The 17,788-nt window shown below is 70.6% G+C and carries 17 protein-coding genes; 7 read left to right on the top strand and 10 right to left on the bottom strand.

The window, feature by feature from the left end; all coding sequences use genetic code 11:
* The 3 genes from ACTWQJ_RS25565 to ACTWQJ_RS25555 all read right to left on the bottom strand — a co-directional run.
* The coding region (locus ACTWQJ_RS25565; protein WP_443308914.1) for a hypothetical protein at positions 1 to 464 on the bottom strand (464 nt) is incomplete at its 3' end.
* Positions 465 to 583: 119 nt separating this feature from the next.
* Positions 584 to 2,098 carry a glycerol kinase GlpK gene (gene glpK / locus ACTWQJ_RS25560; RefSeq protein ID WP_443308913.1) on the bottom strand — a complete coding sequence of 505 codons (1,515 nt, stop codon included), beginning with the start codon at positions 2,096 to 2,098 and terminating at the stop codon, positions 584 to 586.
* Between the two features lie 38 nt (positions 2,099 to 2,136).
* A complete protein-coding gene (locus ACTWQJ_RS25555) occupies positions 2,137 to 2,904 on the bottom strand; it encodes an IclR family transcriptional regulator (RefSeq protein ID WP_443308912.1) in 768 nt (255 codons plus the stop codon).
* Between the two features lie 196 nt (positions 2,905 to 3,100).
* On the opposite strand from ACTWQJ_RS25555, the gene ACTWQJ_RS25550 reads away from it, so the two are divergent.
* The gene (locus ACTWQJ_RS25550; protein WP_443308911.1) at positions 3,101 to 3,526 is read left to right on the top strand and encodes an ATP-binding protein; all 426 of its coding nucleotides are present in this window, start codon (positions 3,101 to 3,103) and stop codon (positions 3,524 to 3,526) included.
* Between the two features lie 33 nt (positions 3,527 to 3,559).
* Here ACTWQJ_RS25550 and ACTWQJ_RS25545 read toward each other — a convergent pair whose 3' ends face one another.
* The 3 genes from ACTWQJ_RS25545 to ACTWQJ_RS25535 form a co-directional block, all read right to left on the bottom strand.
* Positions 3,560 to 4,630, bottom strand: a complete 1,071-nt coding sequence (locus tag ACTWQJ_RS25545; RefSeq protein WP_443308915.1) for a PP2C family protein-serine/threonine phosphatase — start codon at positions 4,628 to 4,630, stop codon at positions 3,560 to 3,562.
* Between the two features lie 229 nt (positions 4,631 to 4,859).
* A complete protein-coding gene (locus ACTWQJ_RS25540) occupies positions 4,860 to 5,618 on the bottom strand; it encodes an IclR family transcriptional regulator (protein ID WP_443308910.1) in 759 nt (252 codons plus the stop codon).
* Between the two features lie 138 nt (positions 5,619 to 5,756).
* Positions 5,757 to 6,428: a dienelactone hydrolase family protein gene (locus ACTWQJ_RS25535; protein ID WP_224734208.1), complete on the bottom strand. Its 672-nt coding sequence runs from the start codon at positions 6,426 to 6,428 to the stop codon at positions 5,757 to 5,759.
* A 144-nt stretch (positions 6,429 to 6,572) separates the two neighbouring features.
* Between ACTWQJ_RS25535 and ACTWQJ_RS25530 the strand changes: the two genes are divergently transcribed.
* From ACTWQJ_RS25530 to ACTWQJ_RS25510, 5 genes are all read left to right on the top strand, one after another.
* Positions 6,573 to 7,694, top strand: coding sequence for a CapA family protein (locus tag ACTWQJ_RS25530; protein WP_443308909.1), 1,122 nt, complete (start codon positions 6,573 to 6,575; stop codon positions 7,692 to 7,694).
* Complete coding sequence (locus ACTWQJ_RS25525) at positions 7,691 to 8,308, top strand: hypothetical protein (protein WP_443308908.1); 618 nt, start codon at positions 7,691 to 7,693, stop codon at positions 8,306 to 8,308. Before ACTWQJ_RS25530 ends, ACTWQJ_RS25525 begins: the two co-directional genes overlap by 4 nt.
* A 64-nt stretch (positions 8,309 to 8,372) precedes the next feature.
* Positions 8,373 to 8,825: a YbhB/YbcL family Raf kinase inhibitor-like protein gene (locus tag ACTWQJ_RS25520; protein ID WP_443308907.1), complete on the top strand. Its 453-nt coding sequence runs from the start codon at positions 8,373 to 8,375 to the stop codon at positions 8,823 to 8,825.
* Positions 8,826 to 8,891: 66 nt separating this feature from the next.
* Positions 8,892 to 9,221 (top strand): antibiotic biosynthesis monooxygenase family protein, encoded by a 330-nt coding sequence (locus ACTWQJ_RS25515; protein ID WP_443308906.1) that lies wholly within the window; start codon positions 8,892 to 8,894, stop codon positions 9,219 to 9,221.
* A 108-nt stretch (positions 9,222 to 9,329) separates the two neighbouring features.
* Positions 9,330 to 10,175 carry a GNAT family N-acetyltransferase gene (locus tag ACTWQJ_RS25510; protein WP_443308905.1) on the top strand — a complete coding sequence of 282 codons (846 nt, stop codon included), beginning with the start codon at positions 9,330 to 9,332 and terminating at the stop codon, positions 10,173 to 10,175.
* On the opposite strand, the gene ACTWQJ_RS25505 is transcribed toward ACTWQJ_RS25510, so the two are convergent.
* Positions 10,157 to 10,894: a class E sortase gene (locus ACTWQJ_RS25505; protein WP_443308904.1), complete on the bottom strand. Its 738-nt coding sequence runs from the start codon at positions 10,892 to 10,894 to the stop codon at positions 10,157 to 10,159. The two genes, ACTWQJ_RS25510 and ACTWQJ_RS25505, sit on opposite strands and share 19 nt — an antisense overlap.
* 103 nt (positions 10,895 to 10,997) lie before the next feature.
* Positions 10,998 to 13,460 (bottom strand): SpoIIE family protein phosphatase, encoded by a 2,463-nt coding sequence (locus ACTWQJ_RS25500; protein ID WP_443308903.1) that lies wholly within the window; start codon positions 13,458 to 13,460, stop codon positions 10,998 to 11,000.
* A 208-nt stretch (positions 13,461 to 13,668) separates the two neighbouring features.
* Here ACTWQJ_RS25500 and ACTWQJ_RS25495 point away from each other — a divergent pair, with 208 nt between their 5' ends.
* Entirely contained in the window at positions 13,669 to 15,735 is a 2,067-nt protein-coding gene (locus ACTWQJ_RS25495; RefSeq protein ID WP_443308902.1) for a SpoIIE family protein phosphatase, read from the top strand.
* Here ACTWQJ_RS25495 and ACTWQJ_RS25490 read toward each other — a convergent pair.
* Together ACTWQJ_RS25490 and ACTWQJ_RS25485 are read right to left on the bottom strand one after the other, a co-directional pair.
* Complete coding sequence (locus tag ACTWQJ_RS25490; protein ID WP_443308901.1) at positions 15,732 to 16,397, bottom strand: class I SAM-dependent methyltransferase; 666 nt, start codon at positions 16,395 to 16,397, stop codon at positions 15,732 to 15,734. The two genes, ACTWQJ_RS25495 and ACTWQJ_RS25490, sit on opposite strands and share 4 nt — an antisense overlap.
* 47 nt (positions 16,398 to 16,444) lie before the next feature.
* Positions 16,445 to 17,788, bottom strand: a 1,344-nt coding sequence (locus ACTWQJ_RS25485; protein WP_443308900.1) for a biotin/lipoyl-containing protein, incomplete at its 5' end; no start/stop codon positions are given.

Here is a 17,788-nt window from a genome sequence, read left to right as displayed (position 1 = left end):
TGGGCCTCCCGGAAGAAGGCATCCACCACGTCGTCGTCCACGTTCGCGAAGTGCCGGAGCAGTTCCCGTTCCCGCTGCGGGTCCATCTTCGCGTCGTCGCGCAGTTCGCCGAGGTCGCCTCCATGGTCTTCCTGCAGGTGCAGTGCCGCATCGGTCATCGCCGTGCTGACGCGCCTGCGGTCACCCTCGGGGTATCCGGCGTCGGCGAGGACCTCGGCGATCTCCTCGGGCCCGGCCTTCCGTACCTTTCCTGCGGTCGACCAGCGGCGATCACGCAGGGCCATGAACGTGCGTACGGCTGTCTCGGGGGTCACTCTGGCGTCGGTCAGTGCTGCCAGCTGCAGCAGCTGGAACAGTGCGTGCGGCCAGTCCCTGAGGTGGATTTCTGCCTCTTCAGCGAGGCTGTATCGCCCGTACTGGTCCAGCAGCGCATCCACCAGGTCCTTCTTCTGCGGCTGAGCCATGTCTTCGTCCTCACCGGGGCCACGGAGCAGGTCGCGAACTGCCGGTTCACGGCTTCCTTCTGCAGCCCGGGTACCCGTACAGATCGCATGCATACAGAATCCGAGGACCGCCTTCACCCTCAAGTGCGCCTCGGCGGTTTGATCCACCCCAGCGACCGCTCCACGGCTCGTTGCCAGTTGTCGTACTCCGACTCCCGACGTTCAGGGTCCATGTCCGGCAGCCATTGGGCGGCCCGGTGCCAGTTGCGGCGCAGGACTTCCAGATCCGGCCAGAAGCCTGCGGCGAGTCCGGCGGCGTAGGCGGCGCCGAGGGAGACGGTCTCGGCGACCATGGGCCGTACCACCGGCACGTCGAGTACGTCGGCGATGAACTGCATGAGCAGGTTGTCCGAGGTCATCCCGCCGTCCACCTTGAGCTGTTTCAGGGCGACGGAGGAGTCGGCGTTCATGGCGTCGACGACCTCGCGTGTCTGCCAGCCGGTGGCCTCCAGGACGGCTCGGGCCAGATGTCCCTTGGTGATGTACGAGGTGAGGCCGACGATGACCCCGCGCGCGTCGCTGCGCCAGCGGGGTGCGAACAGACCCGAGAACGCGGGGACGATGTAGCAGCCGCCGTTGTCCTCGACGGTCCGCGCGAGGGTCTCGATCTCGGGGGCGCTGCTGATCAGTCCCAGCCGGTCACGGAACCACTGGACCAGCGAGCCGGTGACGGCTATCGAACCTTCCAGGGCGTAGACGGGGGGCTGGTCCCCGATCTTGTACGCGACGGTCGTGAGGAGCCCGTGCCGGGACCGTACGACGTCGGTACCGGTGTTGAGCAGCAGGAAGCTGCCCGTTCCGTAGGTGCACTTCGCCTCGCCCGGGGAGAAGCAGGTCTGGCCGAACAGGGCGGCCTGCTGGTCGCCGAGGGCGGCAGTGATTCGGATCCCCGGAAGGACGGTGCGGGCATCGCCGTAGCTCTCGGCGGAAGGCCGGATCCCGGGCAGCATGGGGCGGGGCACCCCGAAGAACGCCAGAAGCTCCTCGTCCCAGGTGAGGGTGCGGATGTTCATCAGCATGGTGCGGCTGGCGTTGGTGGCGTCGGTGATGTGCAGGCCGCCGTCCGCACCGCCGGTGAGGTTCCAGATCAGCCAGCTCTCCATCGTGCCGAACAGCACCTCGCCGTCCTTGGCGCGCTGCTCCAGCCCGTTGACATGGTCGAACAGCCAGCGGATGCGCAGCGCCGAGAAGTAGGTCGAGGGGGGCAGGCCGCACCGCTCGAGGAAGAACTCGTCTCCGGGTCGGTGTCTGAGGTCCTCGACCAGCGGCGCTGTGCGGGTGTCCTGCCAGACGATCGCCCTGCCCAGCGGGGCACCCGTGAGCCGGTCCCAGAGCACCGTCGTCTCGCGCTGGTTGGCGAGGCCGATGGCGACGACGTCTCCGGCGGCGACACCGGCGACGGACAAGGCCTCGGGTACGACGCGCTGCAGATTGCGCCAGATCTCGAGAGCGTCGTGCTCGACCCATCCGGGGCGGGGAAAGTGCTGCTGATGCTCCCGCTGGGCAACCGACGCCAGCCGACCGTGGTGGTCGAACAGGATGCATCGGGTGGAGTTGGTGCCCTGATCTATGGACATCACATACCGTTCAACCATGATCGGGTGTCCCTTCCGATGTACCGGGGGCGGTGGCACTACCAGCGGGCTGCGCCCAGCTCTCTGGAGATCGCCCGAGCGGCCTCGCGAAGCAGCGTGACCAGGCTGGGCCGGGGTCGGCCTTGGCTGTCACAGATCCGCTCGACCGGGCCGGACAGTCCGATGGCGCCCACCACGAGACCGCCGTGCCCTCGGATCGGCGAGGCGACGCCGGCTTCGCCCATGCTCATTTCCTGGACCTCGGCGGCCCATCCCAGTTCCCGGACCTCGGCGAGCGCCCGGGTGAGTTGTTCCGGGACGACCAGGGTGTGCCGGGTGTACGCCTCCAGCCCGGATTCCAGGGCCGACTCCACGGGCTCGGTCCCGAAGGCCAGCAGCACCTTGCCGAGCGAGGAGGCGTGCAGCGGCAGCAGCGCGCCCACGTCCAGGGTCTGGAGTGTGTCGTCCGGCCGGAACACGTGGTGGACGATCAGGACCTTGCCCTCCAGAGGGGTGCCCAGACGGACCGCTTCCCCACTGCGGGCGGCCAGGGCATCGGCCCAGTTGATCGAGCGCGACCGCAGCTCGTTCACGTCGAGGTAACTGGTGCCGAGGTGCAGCAGAGCGGCCCCGAGCTGGTACTTTCCGGTCTCCTCGTCCTGCTCCACGAAGTCCACGTGCTGCAGTGTGCGCAGAATACCGTGGGCGGTGCCCTTCGCCAGCCCGAGCGAGGCCGCCACCTCGCCGAGACCGAGTCGGCGGGGCCCACCGGCGAGCAGACGCAGGATCGCCGCCGCCCGTTCGATCGACTGAACCGGGCCGGCCATAAAGCGAGCGTAGCCCCGCCATGGGGCGTCCGCTGTACGTGCCGGGCGCCGCTTCATCAGCGGATGGGCGTCGGCGTTCGGTAATGCCGACCGCCATTCGTTGACCGGCCTCGCTTCGCTCCTTAGCGTGCAACGAGGCCCGGCTGCGCGCGTTGAGGCCCGGCGTCCGGCCCACAGCGCTCACAGAGGAGAGCAGATGGCGGTACAGCTCAATACATCGCCTCGGGCGGCATGCGCACTGGTCTGTCCGCTCCCGCACGTCCCGGGGGCGGTCTCGGTCGTGCGTGGACGTGTGCGGGCGCTGCTCGCAGACTGGAACGTCTTCCCGGAGCTCGTCGATGACTGTCTCCTGGTGGTGTCGGAACTGGTCACCAACGTGATCGTCCACGCCCTGCCCCCGGCGGAGCTGCGGCTGTCCTGGGCCCGGGGCGACGGACTCGGCACCCTGCGCATCGAAGTCACCGACGCGGGCCCCGCGTGTCCGGCGGGGCAGTCGGCTGCGGAGATCGACCCGGACGAGCACGGTCGAGGCGAGGAGATCGTCCACGCACTGGCGACTCGGCACGGCATGTCCGTCCACTCCGGCGGGGTCACTCGGTGGGCCGATCTCGTCGCGGCGTGACTACGGAGCTTGATCAGCGCGGCTGAGCGGGGCCTATGGGGCTCCGGATGAACACGGCGCGGGAGACACCGGGTCCGCCGCCCCTTCGCCGATCTCGGCAGGGGCCGGTTTGCGGAGCAGGAGCAGCGCCGCGTCATCATGCAGCCGACCGCCCACGTGTGCCAGCAGTTCGTCATGGAGCCCGGTGAGGGTGCGCGCCGGTTCGTCGCACACGTGTCGCGCAAGCCCCTCGGCCAGCGGGTAGAACTCACGCCCGTGGTTGCGGGCCTCGGTGACCCCGTCGGTGTAGAGCAGCAGCTGATCCCCCTCGGCGAAGGGCAGCACCTGGAGGCTGGGGGCCTCGCCCGAGAGGGCACGCAATCCGAGCGGTGGCGTCGGACGGGTGGGCTCCACCGCCACAACACTGCCCGACTCGCGTACCAACAGCGGAGGCGCATGTCCGCAGTTGACCACCTCCAGCTGCCCTGTCTGCGGGTATCCGGCGACCACGGCGGTGACGAAGTCGTCATGGGCGAGATTGCGCGCCAGGCTGCGCTCGATCCTGTCGACGACGGCGAGCAGATCGGGCTCGTCGTAGGCGGCCTCGCGAAAGACACCGAGCACCAGTGCGGCGGTCCCCACGGCGGGCAGCCCCTTGCCGCGCACATCGCCGACGATCAGCCTGACCCCGTACGGCGTGTTCACCAGCGCGTAGAGATCTCCACCGATACGAGCCTCCGCCGCAGCAGCGCTGTAGCGGACGGCCACCCGGAACGGGCCGACGGTCTCCGGTACGGGTTTGAGAAGCGCATGCTGAGCGGCCTCCGCGACCGAGCGAACGGCCGCGAGCACCCGCTCACGACGTCCTCGCAGCACGCTGGCCAGGCCACCCGCCAGCGTGACGACCACCAGGGCGGACAGCACGGCAGTCAGTTCGTGGCGCGGAATCCCCGCCCGGGCTCCGAGCGTGGTGCCCAGCACCATGGCCAGGAGACCGACACAGAGGACGCCTCGCGGCCCGTTGGTGGTGGCGGCCAGCGCGGGCCCGGCCACGAGCAGCGGCAGCCAGATCATCCCTCCGTCGCAGAAGAGGGCGACCACCACGTACACCGCGACGATCAGCATGGGCAGTACGGGCATACCGGTGGCCAGTTGTGCGGCGGCGTGCCTGTGGGCTGATGCAACGAGACTCTTGAAGGGCCTCATGTGCCAGTGGCCGCCACCATGGTCCCGGGCCTGACTCATGCTTCGTCCGCAATCCTCACCTGTCCGGGGGAGCAACGAGGGATACTCCCGGTTTGTCCGACTTCATCCAGGAAAGTGCCTCGGCTCGGGCGCCGCAAGGACACAATTTTCAGATAGTGAGCGAAAGGTTCCTGGTCACTCGACTCGCGATCGGGAGCAGCCGCGCCCGGATCTCCTCAAGCCGGGACAACCGGTCCGCCGGCAGTGAGACACCGAGCGAGCCGAGCGTGCCCCCGCTGTAGACGGGCACAGCGACGCACACGGTGCCAAGGGCGTACTCCTCCAGGTCCGTGACGGCCGGGGCCACGGGTGAGGTGTCGAGCCGCCGGAGCAGTTCCGAAGGGCTGGTGATCGTCCGTGGGGTGAGGTCGGCGAGGGTGTGCCGGGAGAGGTACTCCTTGCGCGACTCCTCATCCAGTTCTCGCAGCACGGACTTGCCCAGCGCGGTGGCGTGTCCCGCGTCCTGGAATCCCACCCAGAGGTCGACGCGGGGCGCCCGCGGGCTGTCGACGATCTCGGCGACCCGGATCTCCCCCTCCTCGTAGAAGGTCAGGTAGGTGGCGGTCGCGAACTCGTCCCGCAGAGCGGCGAGCGTGGGACGGACGCGGCTGAGCAGCGCCTGTCCGCTGCCCTCGGTCTGCAGCGCCTGCAGCTTGTCGCCCAGGACGAACCCCCCGTCGTCCAGCTTCCGTACGTATCCGTCATGCGCCAGCGTCCGCAGCAGGTGATAGGCGGTGGCCAGGGGCAGACCCGTCTCGCGTGCCAGTTGCTTCGCCGGCGCGCCGTTCTCGTGCGCGCTCACCGCCTCCAGCAGGCGGAAGGCCCGCTGCACAGAGGTGATGAGCGTCGGGCCGTCATGAGCACCCATGCGACCAGCCTGCGCCAGGCGCCAGGCGCAGGCAAGGCAGGGCCCGACGCGGCTCCGCGCCCCTGGGGCCCCGCGGTCCGGGGCCGAGGCCGCCGCCTCAGGTGAACTCAGGGGCGGCCCATGGCCCGGACCCGCCGTTCAACGCCCCTTCGTGGCTTCTTGGGCGGACCGCAGTCGCTCTGTGCACCACTCCCGCGCCGTGTCGGCGACCTGCTCGAGCGCACCGGGCTCCTCGAACAGATGGGTGGCACCGGGCACCACGTGCAGAGTGTGCGGGGCGTGCAGCCGCCGGGCCGCCTCCTGGTTGAGCCGCAGCACCTGCTGGTCGTCACCACCGACAATGAGCAGCACCGGTGCCTGTACGGCGCCCAGGGCGTCGCCGGCCAGGTCGGGCCGGCCGCCTCGCGACACCACGGTCACCACGCGGTCGGGTCGCTCGGCGGCGGCCACCAGGGCCGCGGCCGCACCGGTGCTGGCACCGAACAGGGCGACGGGCAGTCCCCTGACGTCCGGTTGCTGCTCCAGCCAGTCGATCGCGGCCACCACTCGGCGTCCCAGGAGCGGGATGTCGAAGCGGTGCTCGGCGGTCAGCGCGTCATATTGGTCCTCCCGCTCGGTGAGCAGGTCCATCAACAGAGTGGCCAGTCCGGCGGTGCGCAGCTCGGCGGCGACCATGCGGTTGCGCGGGCTGTGCCGGGAACTGCCGCTGCCGTGTGCGAACAGCACCACGCCGTGCGCCGGTGCCGGCACGACCAGGTCACCCACCAGCGAAGCGCCGTCGGCGGGCACCGTGACCACCTGGGAGATCATTGACATCATCTTCTTCCTCAGGGCTGCCGGCCCCATGGCCGATGCGCCGTCGGTCCTCTGGACCGGGTACCCGTCCGGGCGGTGCGGATTTCATCGGCGCGGGGGGCGGACGACGCCTGTGGCGAGGCGGCCTACGGTGGGGACATGGGCGGCAGCCTGGTGACACTGTTCCTGTGCGGCGATGTGATGCTCGGGCGCGGCGTCGACCAGATCCTTGCCCACCCCGGCGACCCGGCGCTGCGGGAGGGCTACGTTGTGGACGCCCGCTCCTATGTGGAGCTGGCGGAGGCGGTCAACGGCCCGATCCCCGCGCCGGTCTCCGCGTCCTGGCCCTGGGGCGAGGCGCTGCGAGTGCTCGACGAAGCCGCTCCGGACGTTCGGATCATCAACCTGGAGACGGCGATCACACGCTGCGCCGGCTTTGCGTACGACAAGGCGGTCCACTACCGGATGCACCCGGCCAACCTGCCCGCCCTGGCGGTGGCCCGGCCCGACGTCTGTGTCCTGGCCAACAACCATGTCCTGGACTTCGGTCGCCCCGGCCTGGCGGAAACCCTGGACGTGCTGGCCGGTGCGGGACTTCGTACGGCGGGCGCGGGACGCGACGCCGCCGAGGCGTACGCGCCCGCGGTGGTGCCCCTCGACGGCACCGGCCGTGTGCTGGTGTTCGCCCTCGGAGCGGCGTCGAGCGGCATTCCGTCCGACTGGGAGGCGACCGCTGACCTGCCCGGTGTCGCGTACGTGCCCGGCTTCTCGCAGGCCTCCGCCGACGCCGTGGTCGAGCGCGTACGAAGGGCCAGGCGGACCGGCGACATCGCCGTCGTCTCGGTGCACTGGGGTTCCAACTGGGGCTACCACGTTCCCCGGGACCAGGTCCGCTTCGCGCACGCCCTGGTGGACGGCGGCGTGGATCTTGTCCACGGCCACTCCTCGCATCACCCGCGTCCCCTGGAGGTGTACCGGGACCGGCTGATTCTCTACGGCTGCGGCGACTTCATCGACGACTACGAAGGAATCTCCGGCTACGAGGAGTACCGCGACGATCTCCGCCTTGCCTACTTCGTGACGGTTGCGGCAGACACCGGACAACTGGCCGGCCTGCGCATGGTGCCCCTGCAGGCCCGGCGGATGCGGCTGGAACCCGCGGCCGCACAGGACCGCGTATGGCTGCGCGCGACGCTCGACCGGATCAGTGCGGGCGTGAACGTGGCGCTGCAGCCCGACGACACGCTCGTGTTGCGGCCCGGCACGCGGACCGGCCGATGACCCGCCGGCTGCGGCTGACGTTGCTCGGCATCGGGGCGATGAACTCGCCGCGGTTCGCGCCCGCCGGTCTCCTGCTGCGCTGCGCCGGGCACCACGTGGCCTTCGACGGCGGGCCGGGCGCCGAACCGCCGCCCGGGCGGCTCGACGGCTGGCTGGTCACCGACGAGCAGTCGGAACTGCGGGCCGCGCTGCGCCGGAGCGCAGCCGCGCGGGGCGTCCGGCTGTGGTCCGGCGACCTGGAACTGAGCGGCGTGTACGTACGGCGCTGTCCGGTGGTCCACACCTCGCATCCCGCATACGGCTACCGGATCGAAGCGGGCGCAGCGATGGTGGTGTGGGCGCCGGAATTCTGGGAGTTCCCGGACTGGGCCGCGGGGGCGGTCCTGATGTTCGCCGAGGCCGCCGCGTGGAACCGGCCGATACGGTTCCGAGGCGGCGTCGGCGGCCACGCACCCGTGCACACCGTTGCCGAGCAGGCCGTACGGCACGGGGTGCGGCGGTTGGTCTACGCCCATATCGGCCGGCCCACACTGCGGGCGATCGACGACGGGGCGAAACCGCCGACCGGGGAGTGGGGCGTCGAGGGCCGCACCTATTCGGTGCCGTTCACGTGAGCAGGCCGGCCGGCCCGCGCGACGCGTACGCATGTCCGGCCCCGGCCTGGGTACCCCGGGCCATATGGCTGGCATCGACCTCAACAGCAGCGCATTCAGTGACCAATCCTTCATCGCGCGCCGCTACGCGTACGAGGGAGACAACGCCTCCCCTCCGCTGACATGGAGCGGCGTGCCGGACGACGCGGCGGAGCTGGTCCTGCTGTGCGAAGACCCCGACGCCCCGTCGGGCACCTTCGTGCACTGGGCCGTCGTCGGCATCGATCCCCACAGTGACGGCGTCGGCACCGGACAGCACCCGCCCGGCGGCACCGAACTCGTCAACGGCTACGGCGACCATGGCTGGGGCGGACCGCATCCGCCGCCGGGAGACAACCCGCACCACTACCTCTTCCGGCTCTACGCCCTGGCAGAACCATGCGTCCTCCCCGACGCGCCCAGCGCCGACCAGCTGCACGAGGCCGTCGAAAAGCGGCAGCTCGCCAGCGGCACCCTCGTGGGGCTGTACCAGCGCTGACCCACGGGCCTTCTTGGACTCACCCCTTCCCCGTCTGCCTGCCTGCCGTGCGGCAGGATGAGGAGCATGAGCGTAGTCAAGATCAACGTACTGACCGTTCCCGCCGAGCAGCGGGAAACACTGGAAAAGCGCTTCGCCGCCCGTGCCCACGCCGTGGAGAGCTCCGACGGGTTCGAGTGGTTCGAACTCCTGCGGCCGGTCGAAGGCACCGACAACTACCTCGTCTACACGCGGTGGCGCGACGAGGAGTCCTTCCAGGCCTGGATGGAGGGACCCATGAAGGCAGCCCACCAGGGCGCCGGCGCGGACAGCGGCGAACGCCCCAAGCCCGCGGCAACCCACTCCACCCTGTGGTCCTTCGACGTCGTGCAACAGGCAGCACCGAAGAACGCGTAGATCACGCCGCGGCGGCACCAGGTTCGCCCCGGCACAGCAGTGCCGGGGCACTGCCCGACCGCAATTCTCGGATGCGGCACCGGGCCGCTGCGTGGTGGGATGCGCCGTATGAGCGTTGCAGCGCTGCGTGCCCGTATCGAGCAGTACTACGCCACCGTGCTGCTCCTGTTCGCCGACGCCGAGGACTTTGGACCGCTGCGGCTGTTTGTGCGCACAGAACCAGGCACCCCGTACTACGGCGGTCCCAGCCACGCTCAACCCACCGCAGAAGCCGCGACCGTCACCACCGCCGACATCGCCCGGGTCCGCGCCCGGCAGCGTGAACTCGGTGTGCCGGAAGCCTTCGAGTGGCTCGCCGAGGCGGCACCGACGCTGCGCACCCGTATCGAGGCCGCCGGCCTCCCCGTGCAAGAACGCCCACTGATGGCCCTCGACCCGCACGCCCCGGTGCGCCCGCAGCCGCTGCCGGACGGCATCACGATCCGCAAGCTGACGGCCGACGACCCGGCTCTGCCCGCAGCCCTCGCTCTCCCCCGCCTCGCCTTCGCCGTGGCGGGCACCTCGGTGGGCTCGGCGGGCCGCGCGGAACTGGCGAGGGTGGCCGCAGAGGTGACCGCGGACGGCGCGTTGGCAACAACGCGCCCCGCCATCCGCGCCGGGCACAAAACGCTCATCGCTGCGCTCGCCCCTGACGGCACCCCGCTCGCCGTCGGCCACTACCACCCCGCTCACGGCACCGCCGAGATCGGCGGCGTGGGCACCCTCCCCACCGCTCGCCGCCGGGGACTGGCAGCCGCCGTCACGGCAGCGCCGGCGATCCACGCCCGCGACCACGGCGTGGACACCGTCTTTCTCGCCTACGCGGAGGATGCCGTCGCCCGCATCTACACCCGCCTGGGCTTTCGCCCGGCTGGGACCACTCTTCTGATCGCCAATCAGCCCGCCCGGTCGTAGCCCCGCGGAGCGGAGCCGCTGCCCGCCGACCGCTCCGCCGACGCGAGTACGCCGATCTTGTCTATGCGGTGCTCGGGATTGTTCCTGTCGTCTCGCCAGAAGTTCCCCGCCGCATTGTCCTCGGGCGTGGCGCATGTCGATATGGTGATCATGGCTTGGGTGGGCACTTCGCCGGGCGAGCCGGGTACGGCGGCGCGCTGCTCGGCGAGTGAGCGCGCGGACCGGAAGGACGTCCACCGGGTCTTGGTGATCTTGTACGTGTAGACGGTGCTCCCCAACTCGACGCGTACGGTGTCACCGTTGTCGAGTTCGGGCAGCTCGCGCAGCGGGCCGCCCGCGCTCAGGCGGTGGGCGGTGACGAGGTAGTTGCCCGTTTCGCCGGGACCGACACCGCCCTGGTCACCGTAGGGGCTGGCGGCGACGCCGCGGTCCTGGATGCGCGTCCCTGGCGCGTCGTCCGTCGTTCCTTCGTAGGGAACGACCTCCAGGTCCCGCACACCGATGGCAGGGATGCTCAGCGAGGCGGAGTCGGAGCGCGGATCGGTGTCCGGCAGCGGACTGGACGAAGGAGAGGACGGGGCCGCCGCAGAGGACATACGGGCCGGGGCAGGGTGGGGAACGGGCGGGGACATGCCGAGCGTGTCGGCGCCGGCACATCCTGTCACGAGGAGCAGAAGTCCCAAGGTGAGAGGTGTGCTGACGGCACGTGTGATGGCCATGGCACTCCCGACCGGCGCCGGATGGACAGCTGGACGGTCGAGCATATTCCTGATCCGCGACGGCCGTCGTGGTGCAGGCGGCATGACGGCACCCGCAGCACCCTCACGGGATCTCCTGTTCCGCCCAGATGATCTTTCCGTCGGCCGAGAACCGGGCACCCCAGCGATGGGCGAGCTGGGCCACCAGAAACAGGCCGCGGCCGCCCTCGTCCGTGCTGCGGGCGTGCCGCAGCCGTGGGGCGGTGCTGCTGGCGTCGGCGACCTCGCAGGTCAGGCGGGAGTCGCGGAGCAGTCGCAGGCGTATGGGCGGTGTGGCATAGCGAATCGCGTTGGTGACCAGCTCGCTGACGATGAGCTCCGTCGTCATGGCCAGTTCTCCGAGGCCCCAGGCTTCGACCCGGCGGGTCGCGCGGGCGCGGATATCCGCGACGGCGGCCGGGTTCACGGGCACGTCCCACGAGGCGACCTGGTCGGCCCCCAGCGCGTGCGTGCGCGCCAGCAGGAGGGCGACATCGTCGGGTTGGGGAACGGGCACGAGCTGCTGCACCGCGGACGAGCACAGCGTTCCGAGGCGGGGGTCCGGCTGGGCGAGCACGGCGCCGAGCCGGGACATGCCCAGTTCCATGTCGCGGTCGGCTCCCTCGACGAGACCGTCGGTGAAGAGACCCAGCAGACTGTTCTCGGCGAGCTCGATCTCGGTGGTCTCGAACGCCATCCCGCCCAGCCCCAGCGGAGGTCCTGCGGGGAGCTCCGGGAAGGAGACGTGCCCGTCGGGTGCGACCACGACAGGTGGCGGATGGCCGGCCCGGGCCATCGTGCAGCGCCTCGTGGCGGGGTCGTAGACGGCGTACAGGCAGGTCGCTCCGAGGAAGGCGCTCGCGCTCTGGTTGTCCGCCTCGTCGCCGGTCCTCTCCTCACTGAGCCGGAGCACGAGGTCGTCCAGGTGAGCCAGCAGTTCGTCCGGGGGCATCTCCATGTCGGCGAGGGTCTGCACCGCGGTGCGCAGTCGGCCCATGGTCGCCGCCGCGGTGATGCCGTGGCCGACCACGTCGCCGACGACGAGGCCCACCCGGGCGCCGGACAGCGGGATCACATCGAACCAGTCGCCACCGACCCCACCCGTCGGGTCCGCCGGCCGATAGCAGAAGGCCACCTCCAGCGCTGTTCCGCCCGACAGGGCGTGCGGCAGCAGGCTGCGCTGCAGGGTGACCGCTGCCGTGTGCTCCCGGGTGTAGCGGCGGGCGTTGTCCACGCACAGCGCCGCCCGTGCCACCAGTTCACCGGCCAGCAGGACGTCGTCGGGCTGGAACGAGACGGGATTGAGTGACCGTACGAACGTGGTGAGGCCCAGGGCGGTGTTCCGCGCCCGCATCGGTACGGAGATCAGGGAGTGCAGCCCGAACTCGCGGATGCTGGCCGTCCTCGCGGGCTGTTCGGCAACCCACAGGGCGTCGGACGGGTCGAGGACCGGGATGAGGATCGGCTCACCGCTGATCAGCAGATTCACGTCGTGCGGCGGGGGGAGGAAGTCGACTCGGTCTCCGACCCGCGCCACGGCCTCCGGACAGCCCTCCCGCACCGAACTCATACCGGCGCGGCGCATCACCGGCTTCGCCGGTGCGGGCCCCGCATCGGTCAGCCACGCGCCGTGCCCCTCGGTGCTCAGGACAGGCTCCAGGAGATCGACGACGACGAAGTCCGCGAAGCGGGGAACCGCGAAGTCGGCCAGCTCCTGAGCCGTCCGCATCACGTCAAGGGTCCTGCCGATGCTGGTCCCGGCTTCGTTGACCAGCGACAACAGCTGCCGGGCATTCCACCGCTCGGTGACGTCCAGGACCATGTAACAGACCCCGGTGACGGAGCCGTCGGCGTCCACGAGCGGGAAGAAGGACGTGGAGTAGGCGTGCTGGCGGTGTGGATCGGCCCAGCTCCATCCCACGTACTCGTAGTCGGTCACCGGGACCCCGGTCGCCAGTACCTTGCGCATCAGTCCCTCGAGGGTGTCCGCCTGCAGCCCGGGCAGCAGCTCGCTCAGGCGACGCCCGAGTCGCTGCTCACGGGGCACACCGCCGAAGCGTTCCAGGGTGTCGTTCAGCCACACGTAGCGCAGCTGTGTGTCCATCACCGCCATGCCGACCGGCGAGCGGGTGAGGAATCCGTCGAGGACGGACTCGCCCATCGTCCATTGCGGCTTCTGCTCCCGTGCCGAGAGCAGAAAGCACTCGTCGCCACCGATGCGGAAGGATGCCGAGACCCGCAGGTCGACCTCGAGACGGCCGCTGTCGCGGTGTCGTACGGGGATGAGACCGCTCCACCCCATTCCGGTGCGGCACCGCTCGGCGACGCCGGTCACCCGTACCGGGTCCCCGGGCACCGCCAGCAGCCGCGCGGCGGAGCCGCCGACCACCTCGGACGCCGGGTACCCGAGGAGTTCTTCGGCGCCCCGGGTCCAGCCGACCACGATGCCGTCGGCGGATACCACCGCTGCCGCGTCGGTGGACGCGTCGAACAGCTCGCGCGGCCCTGCGGACGTGCGCACATCGGAACCTTTTCGCACAGAATCCATTGGTCCCATCCTCTTCATGACTATGGTCCTGCTTGTCCGTCCGATGTGCACGATCCCGGCAGCTGGTGGCCGGACCGGCCTCCCTGATGTGCTGATCGCCGACGCGTGTGGGCCGGAGGCAGCAGGGAAGTCCGGGTATCAGAGCCGGATGCGCGGTGACGCCGACAGACGTACGCGCGTCCTGTCGGTCGGCGGAGGAGGATCAGGGATGAAAGCCGAATCCTTCCAGTCCCGCAGTGACGGGTACGGCCCCGAGCAGCCCCGGCCGACCGGCCTGCTGGATGTGCTGAGCGTGGCCGCGGTGGTCCTCGACGCCGACGGGCGCATCGTGTTCTGGACCCCCCAGGCCGAGGAACTCTTCGGCTACACGTCGGAAGAGGCTCTCGGCAAGCACGCGGCGCGACTGTTCATCCACCCCGAGCATCTCCAGTCCGTGGTGAAACTGTTCGAAGAGGTGCTGAAGACGGGCCGGAGCTGGGCCGGCTCCTTCCCCATCCGGCACAAGGACGGCAGCACCCGCCTGACGGAGTTCCGCAACATGCGGCTGCTGGATGATGTCGGAGATGTCTACGCGCTGGGCATCGCGGCCGACCACAGCCTGCTCCAGCGCGTCGAGACCGATCTGGCCCTGTGCGAGCGGCTGATCAACCAGTCTCCGATCGGTCTGGCCCTCATGGACCCGGACCTGCGATATCTCCTGGTCAATCCGGCGCTGGAGCGCATCGACGGCATCCCCGCCGAGGACCACGTCGGCCGTCACCTGCGAGAGACACTCCCCCTGCCCGACATCGACACCATCGAGTCCGCACTGCGTCAGGTGCTCACCACCGGCACCCCGCTGCTCGACCAGTACCACGTGGGCCGCCCCCGGAGCGATCCCGACCACGAGCACGCCTGGTCCCTGTCGTTCTACCGGCTGGAGGACCCCGGCGGGCGGGTGCTGGGCGCGGCGACCTCGGTCGTCGACGTCACCGAACGGCACCGCGCGGCCGCCGAGGCCGACCGGGCCCGGCGACGCCTGGCCCTCATCGCCGACGCCTCCACGCGTGTCGGCACCACGCTGGAGGTGGAGGAGACCGCCCGCGAACTGGCCGACATCGCCAGCACCGCGCTCGCCGACGTGGTCGCCGTGGACATCCTCGACTCCGCCCTGGCCTGCCGCCGCAAGGCCAGGCCGGACAACGGCCCGGAGTTCTTCCGAGCCCTCGCCCTGAAATCGGCTCATCCCACCGTGGCGCTGCGCGCCGCCGACCCTCCCGGTGACCTCATCGCCTACGACGGTGACCGCCTGGTCACCCTGTGCGTCCACACCGGCCGGCCGGTCCTGGTGCGCCACGTCGACGAACAGGATCTGCCGCGCATCGCCCGCGACGCCGAGGCCACCGCGCTCCTGGCCCGCGCCGGCGTCCACTCCTACCTCGCCGTGCCGTTGATCGCCCACGGCGAGGTGCTCGGCGCCCTCGACCTCAAGCGCACCCGCAATCCGCTCCCCTTCGACGAGGACGACGTCGTCCTGGCCGGTGAGCTGGCCAGCCGCGCCGCCGTCGCCATCGACAACGCCCGCTGGTTCCAGAGCGTGCGCAACACCGCCCTCACCCTCCAGCGCAGCCTGTTGCCCGACCACCCGCCGCACCACACCGGTCTGGAACTCGCCTCCCGCTATCAGCCCGCCCAGGCCACCACCGAAGTCGGCGGCGACTGGTACGACGTCATCGGCCTGGAGGACGACAAGACCGCCCTGGTCGTCGGCGATGTCATGGGCAACGGCATCGACGCCGCCGCCACCATGGGCCGACTGCGCACCGCCACCTGCGCCTACGCGGACCTCGACCTGGAACCCGGCGCCGTACTCCAGCACCTGGACAAGATCACCTGCGAGCTGGAGCACTACATCGTCACCTGCCTGTACGCCGTGTACGACCCCCACACGAGGCAGTGCCGCATCGCCAACGCGGGACACATGCCGCCCGCGCTGGCCCGCCCCGGCCAGGCCGCCGCACTGCTGGAGCTGCCGTCCGGAGCCCCGCTCGGCGTCGGCGGCATCCCGTTCGAGACCACCACGACCGAGCTCGGCCCCGGCGACCTGCTGGTCCTCTACACCGACGGCCTCGTCGAGACCCGGCACCACGCGATCGACGACCGTCTGAACGTCCTCCTGAGCTTCCTCGACGAACCCGACCGGCCCCTCGAGGAGATCTGCGACCTCCTGCTGTACGGCCTGCGCCACCCCGACGACCACGACGACGTCGCCCTCCTCGTCGCGCGGGCCCTCTAGGTACGGGGCAGAGTCTGGGTCACCCGCCACAGGCGGCGGGGCAGATCGCCTTCCTCGAAGGAGTGGACCTCGTCGAGGGTCCAGCCGTGCGCGAGGGCGTCGACCAGTTCGCGGGGGAAGAAGTGCACGGCGAAGCCGCCGTGCTCGTAGATGTCATCACCGTGCGCGGTGCCGGCGCCGTAGTGCGCGTCGCCGGTGTGCCGCACCGTGTAGACGAAGACGCCGCCCGGCCGCAGAACGCGCCGGATCTCATCGACCAGGGCGTGGATCTCCTTGGTGGACAGAGCCATGCACAGCAGCATGTGCGCGAAGACCGCGTCCACGGAGGCGTCCGGCAGCGGCAGTGGCTCGCGTACGTCGTGCTCCGCGGTGGTGATGCGCTCGGCCACCTGCTGGGCACGGGCGGCGTCCCGCAACTGCTGCAGGCCGGTGGCGCTGAAGTCGGTGGCCTGGACGGTGAAGCCTTCGCGGACGAAGTACAGGGTGTCGCGGCCGTGCCCGGCGCCGAGTTCCAGCACATGCTGCGCCCCGGCCCTGCGGAAGACCTCGGCGGCGTGGACAGCCGGCGCGGAGGGCTGCCCGCCGTACATCCCCGGGTGCGCGGCATAGGTGTGCTGCCAGTGCCGGCGCTGCCCCTCGGCGAGTCCCCGCTCCTCCGCCATTGCATCCCCCTTCGCCTCGCTGCGGCCGGCACCGACCGACAGCCGCCTCACACGATCTCGACGAGGAGGTCGCCGCCCTCCACCTGCTGGATCGGGTTGATGGCCAGTCTGGCCACCCTGCCGGACTTCGGGGCAGTGATCGCGGCTTCCATCTTCATCGCCTCGATGGTGGCCACCGTGGCACCGGCCGCCACCTCGTCGCCCTCGGCGACCGCGAGCGTCACCACTCCGGCGAACGGCGCGGCGACATGGCCGGGGTTGGCGCGGTCGGCCTTCTCGGTCGCCGGGATGTCGGCGGCCACGGCGGCATCGCGTACCTGGATCGGCCGCAACTGGCCGTTCAGGTTGGACATCACGGTGCGCATCCCGCGTTCGTCCGCCTCGCCGACGGCCTCCAGCTCGATCAGGAGGCGTACGCCGGGTTCGAGATCGACGGCGTACTCCTTGCCGGGCCGCAGCCCGTAGAAGAAGTGCTTGCTGTCGAGGACGCTGGTGTCGCCGTACGTCTGACGGTGTGTCTCGTACTCGCGCGTCGGCCCGGGGAACAGCAGCCGGTTGAGCGTCGCCCGCCGGTCCTTCGCCAGCCCCTTGCGGTCCTCCGCGGACAGCTCCTGCGCGGGCCTGGGCTGCGGGCGGCCCTCCAGCGCCCTGGTGCGGAACGGCTCCGGCCATCCGCCGGGCGGGTTGCCCAACTCGCCGCGCAGGAAGCCGATGACGGAGTCGGGGATGTCGAACCTGTTCGGTGCCGCCTCGAAGTCCTCCGGCGACACCCCGGCGCCCACCAGATGGAGCGCGAGGTCCCCGACCACCTTCGACGAGGGGGTGACCTTCACCAGCCGGCCCAGCATCCGGTCGGCGGCGGCGTACATCGCCTCGATCTCCTCGAAGCGGTCGCCGAGGCCCAGCGCGATCGCCTGGGTGCGCAGGTTGGAGAGCTGGCCGCCGGGGATCTCGTGGTGGTAGACGCGCCCGGTCGGCGAGGCCAGGCCCGCCTCGAAGGGTGCGTAGATCTTGCGGACGCTCTCCCAGTACGGCTCCAGGTCGCCGACGGCCTGCAGGTCCAGTCCGGTGGGCCGCTCGGAGTGGTCGGTCGCAGCCACGAGCGCCGACAGCGACGGCTGCGAGGTGGTGCCCGCCATGGACGCCACCGCACCGTCCACCGCGTCCGCGCCCGCCTGGATCGCCGCGAGGTAGGTGGCGAGCTGGCCGCCCGCCGTGTCGTGGGTGTGGAGGTGAACCGGCAGGTCGAACTCCCGGCGCAGCGCCGACACGAGGGTCGCGGCGGCCGGGGCGCGCAGCAGGCCCGCCATGTCCTTGACGGCCAGGACGTGGGCACCGGCGGCCACGATCTGCTCGGCCAGGCGGAGGTAGTAGTCCAGCGTGTACAGCCG

The sequence above is a fragment of the Streptomyces sp. KR55 genome (genome assembly GCF_052245645.1).
GTDB lineage: Bacteria > Actinomycetota > Actinomycetes > Streptomycetales > Streptomycetaceae > Streptomyces > Streptomyces flavusporus.
The sequence above is the reverse complement of the archived record's forward strand: the minus strand, read 5'-3'. Positions and strand labels throughout refer to the sequence as shown.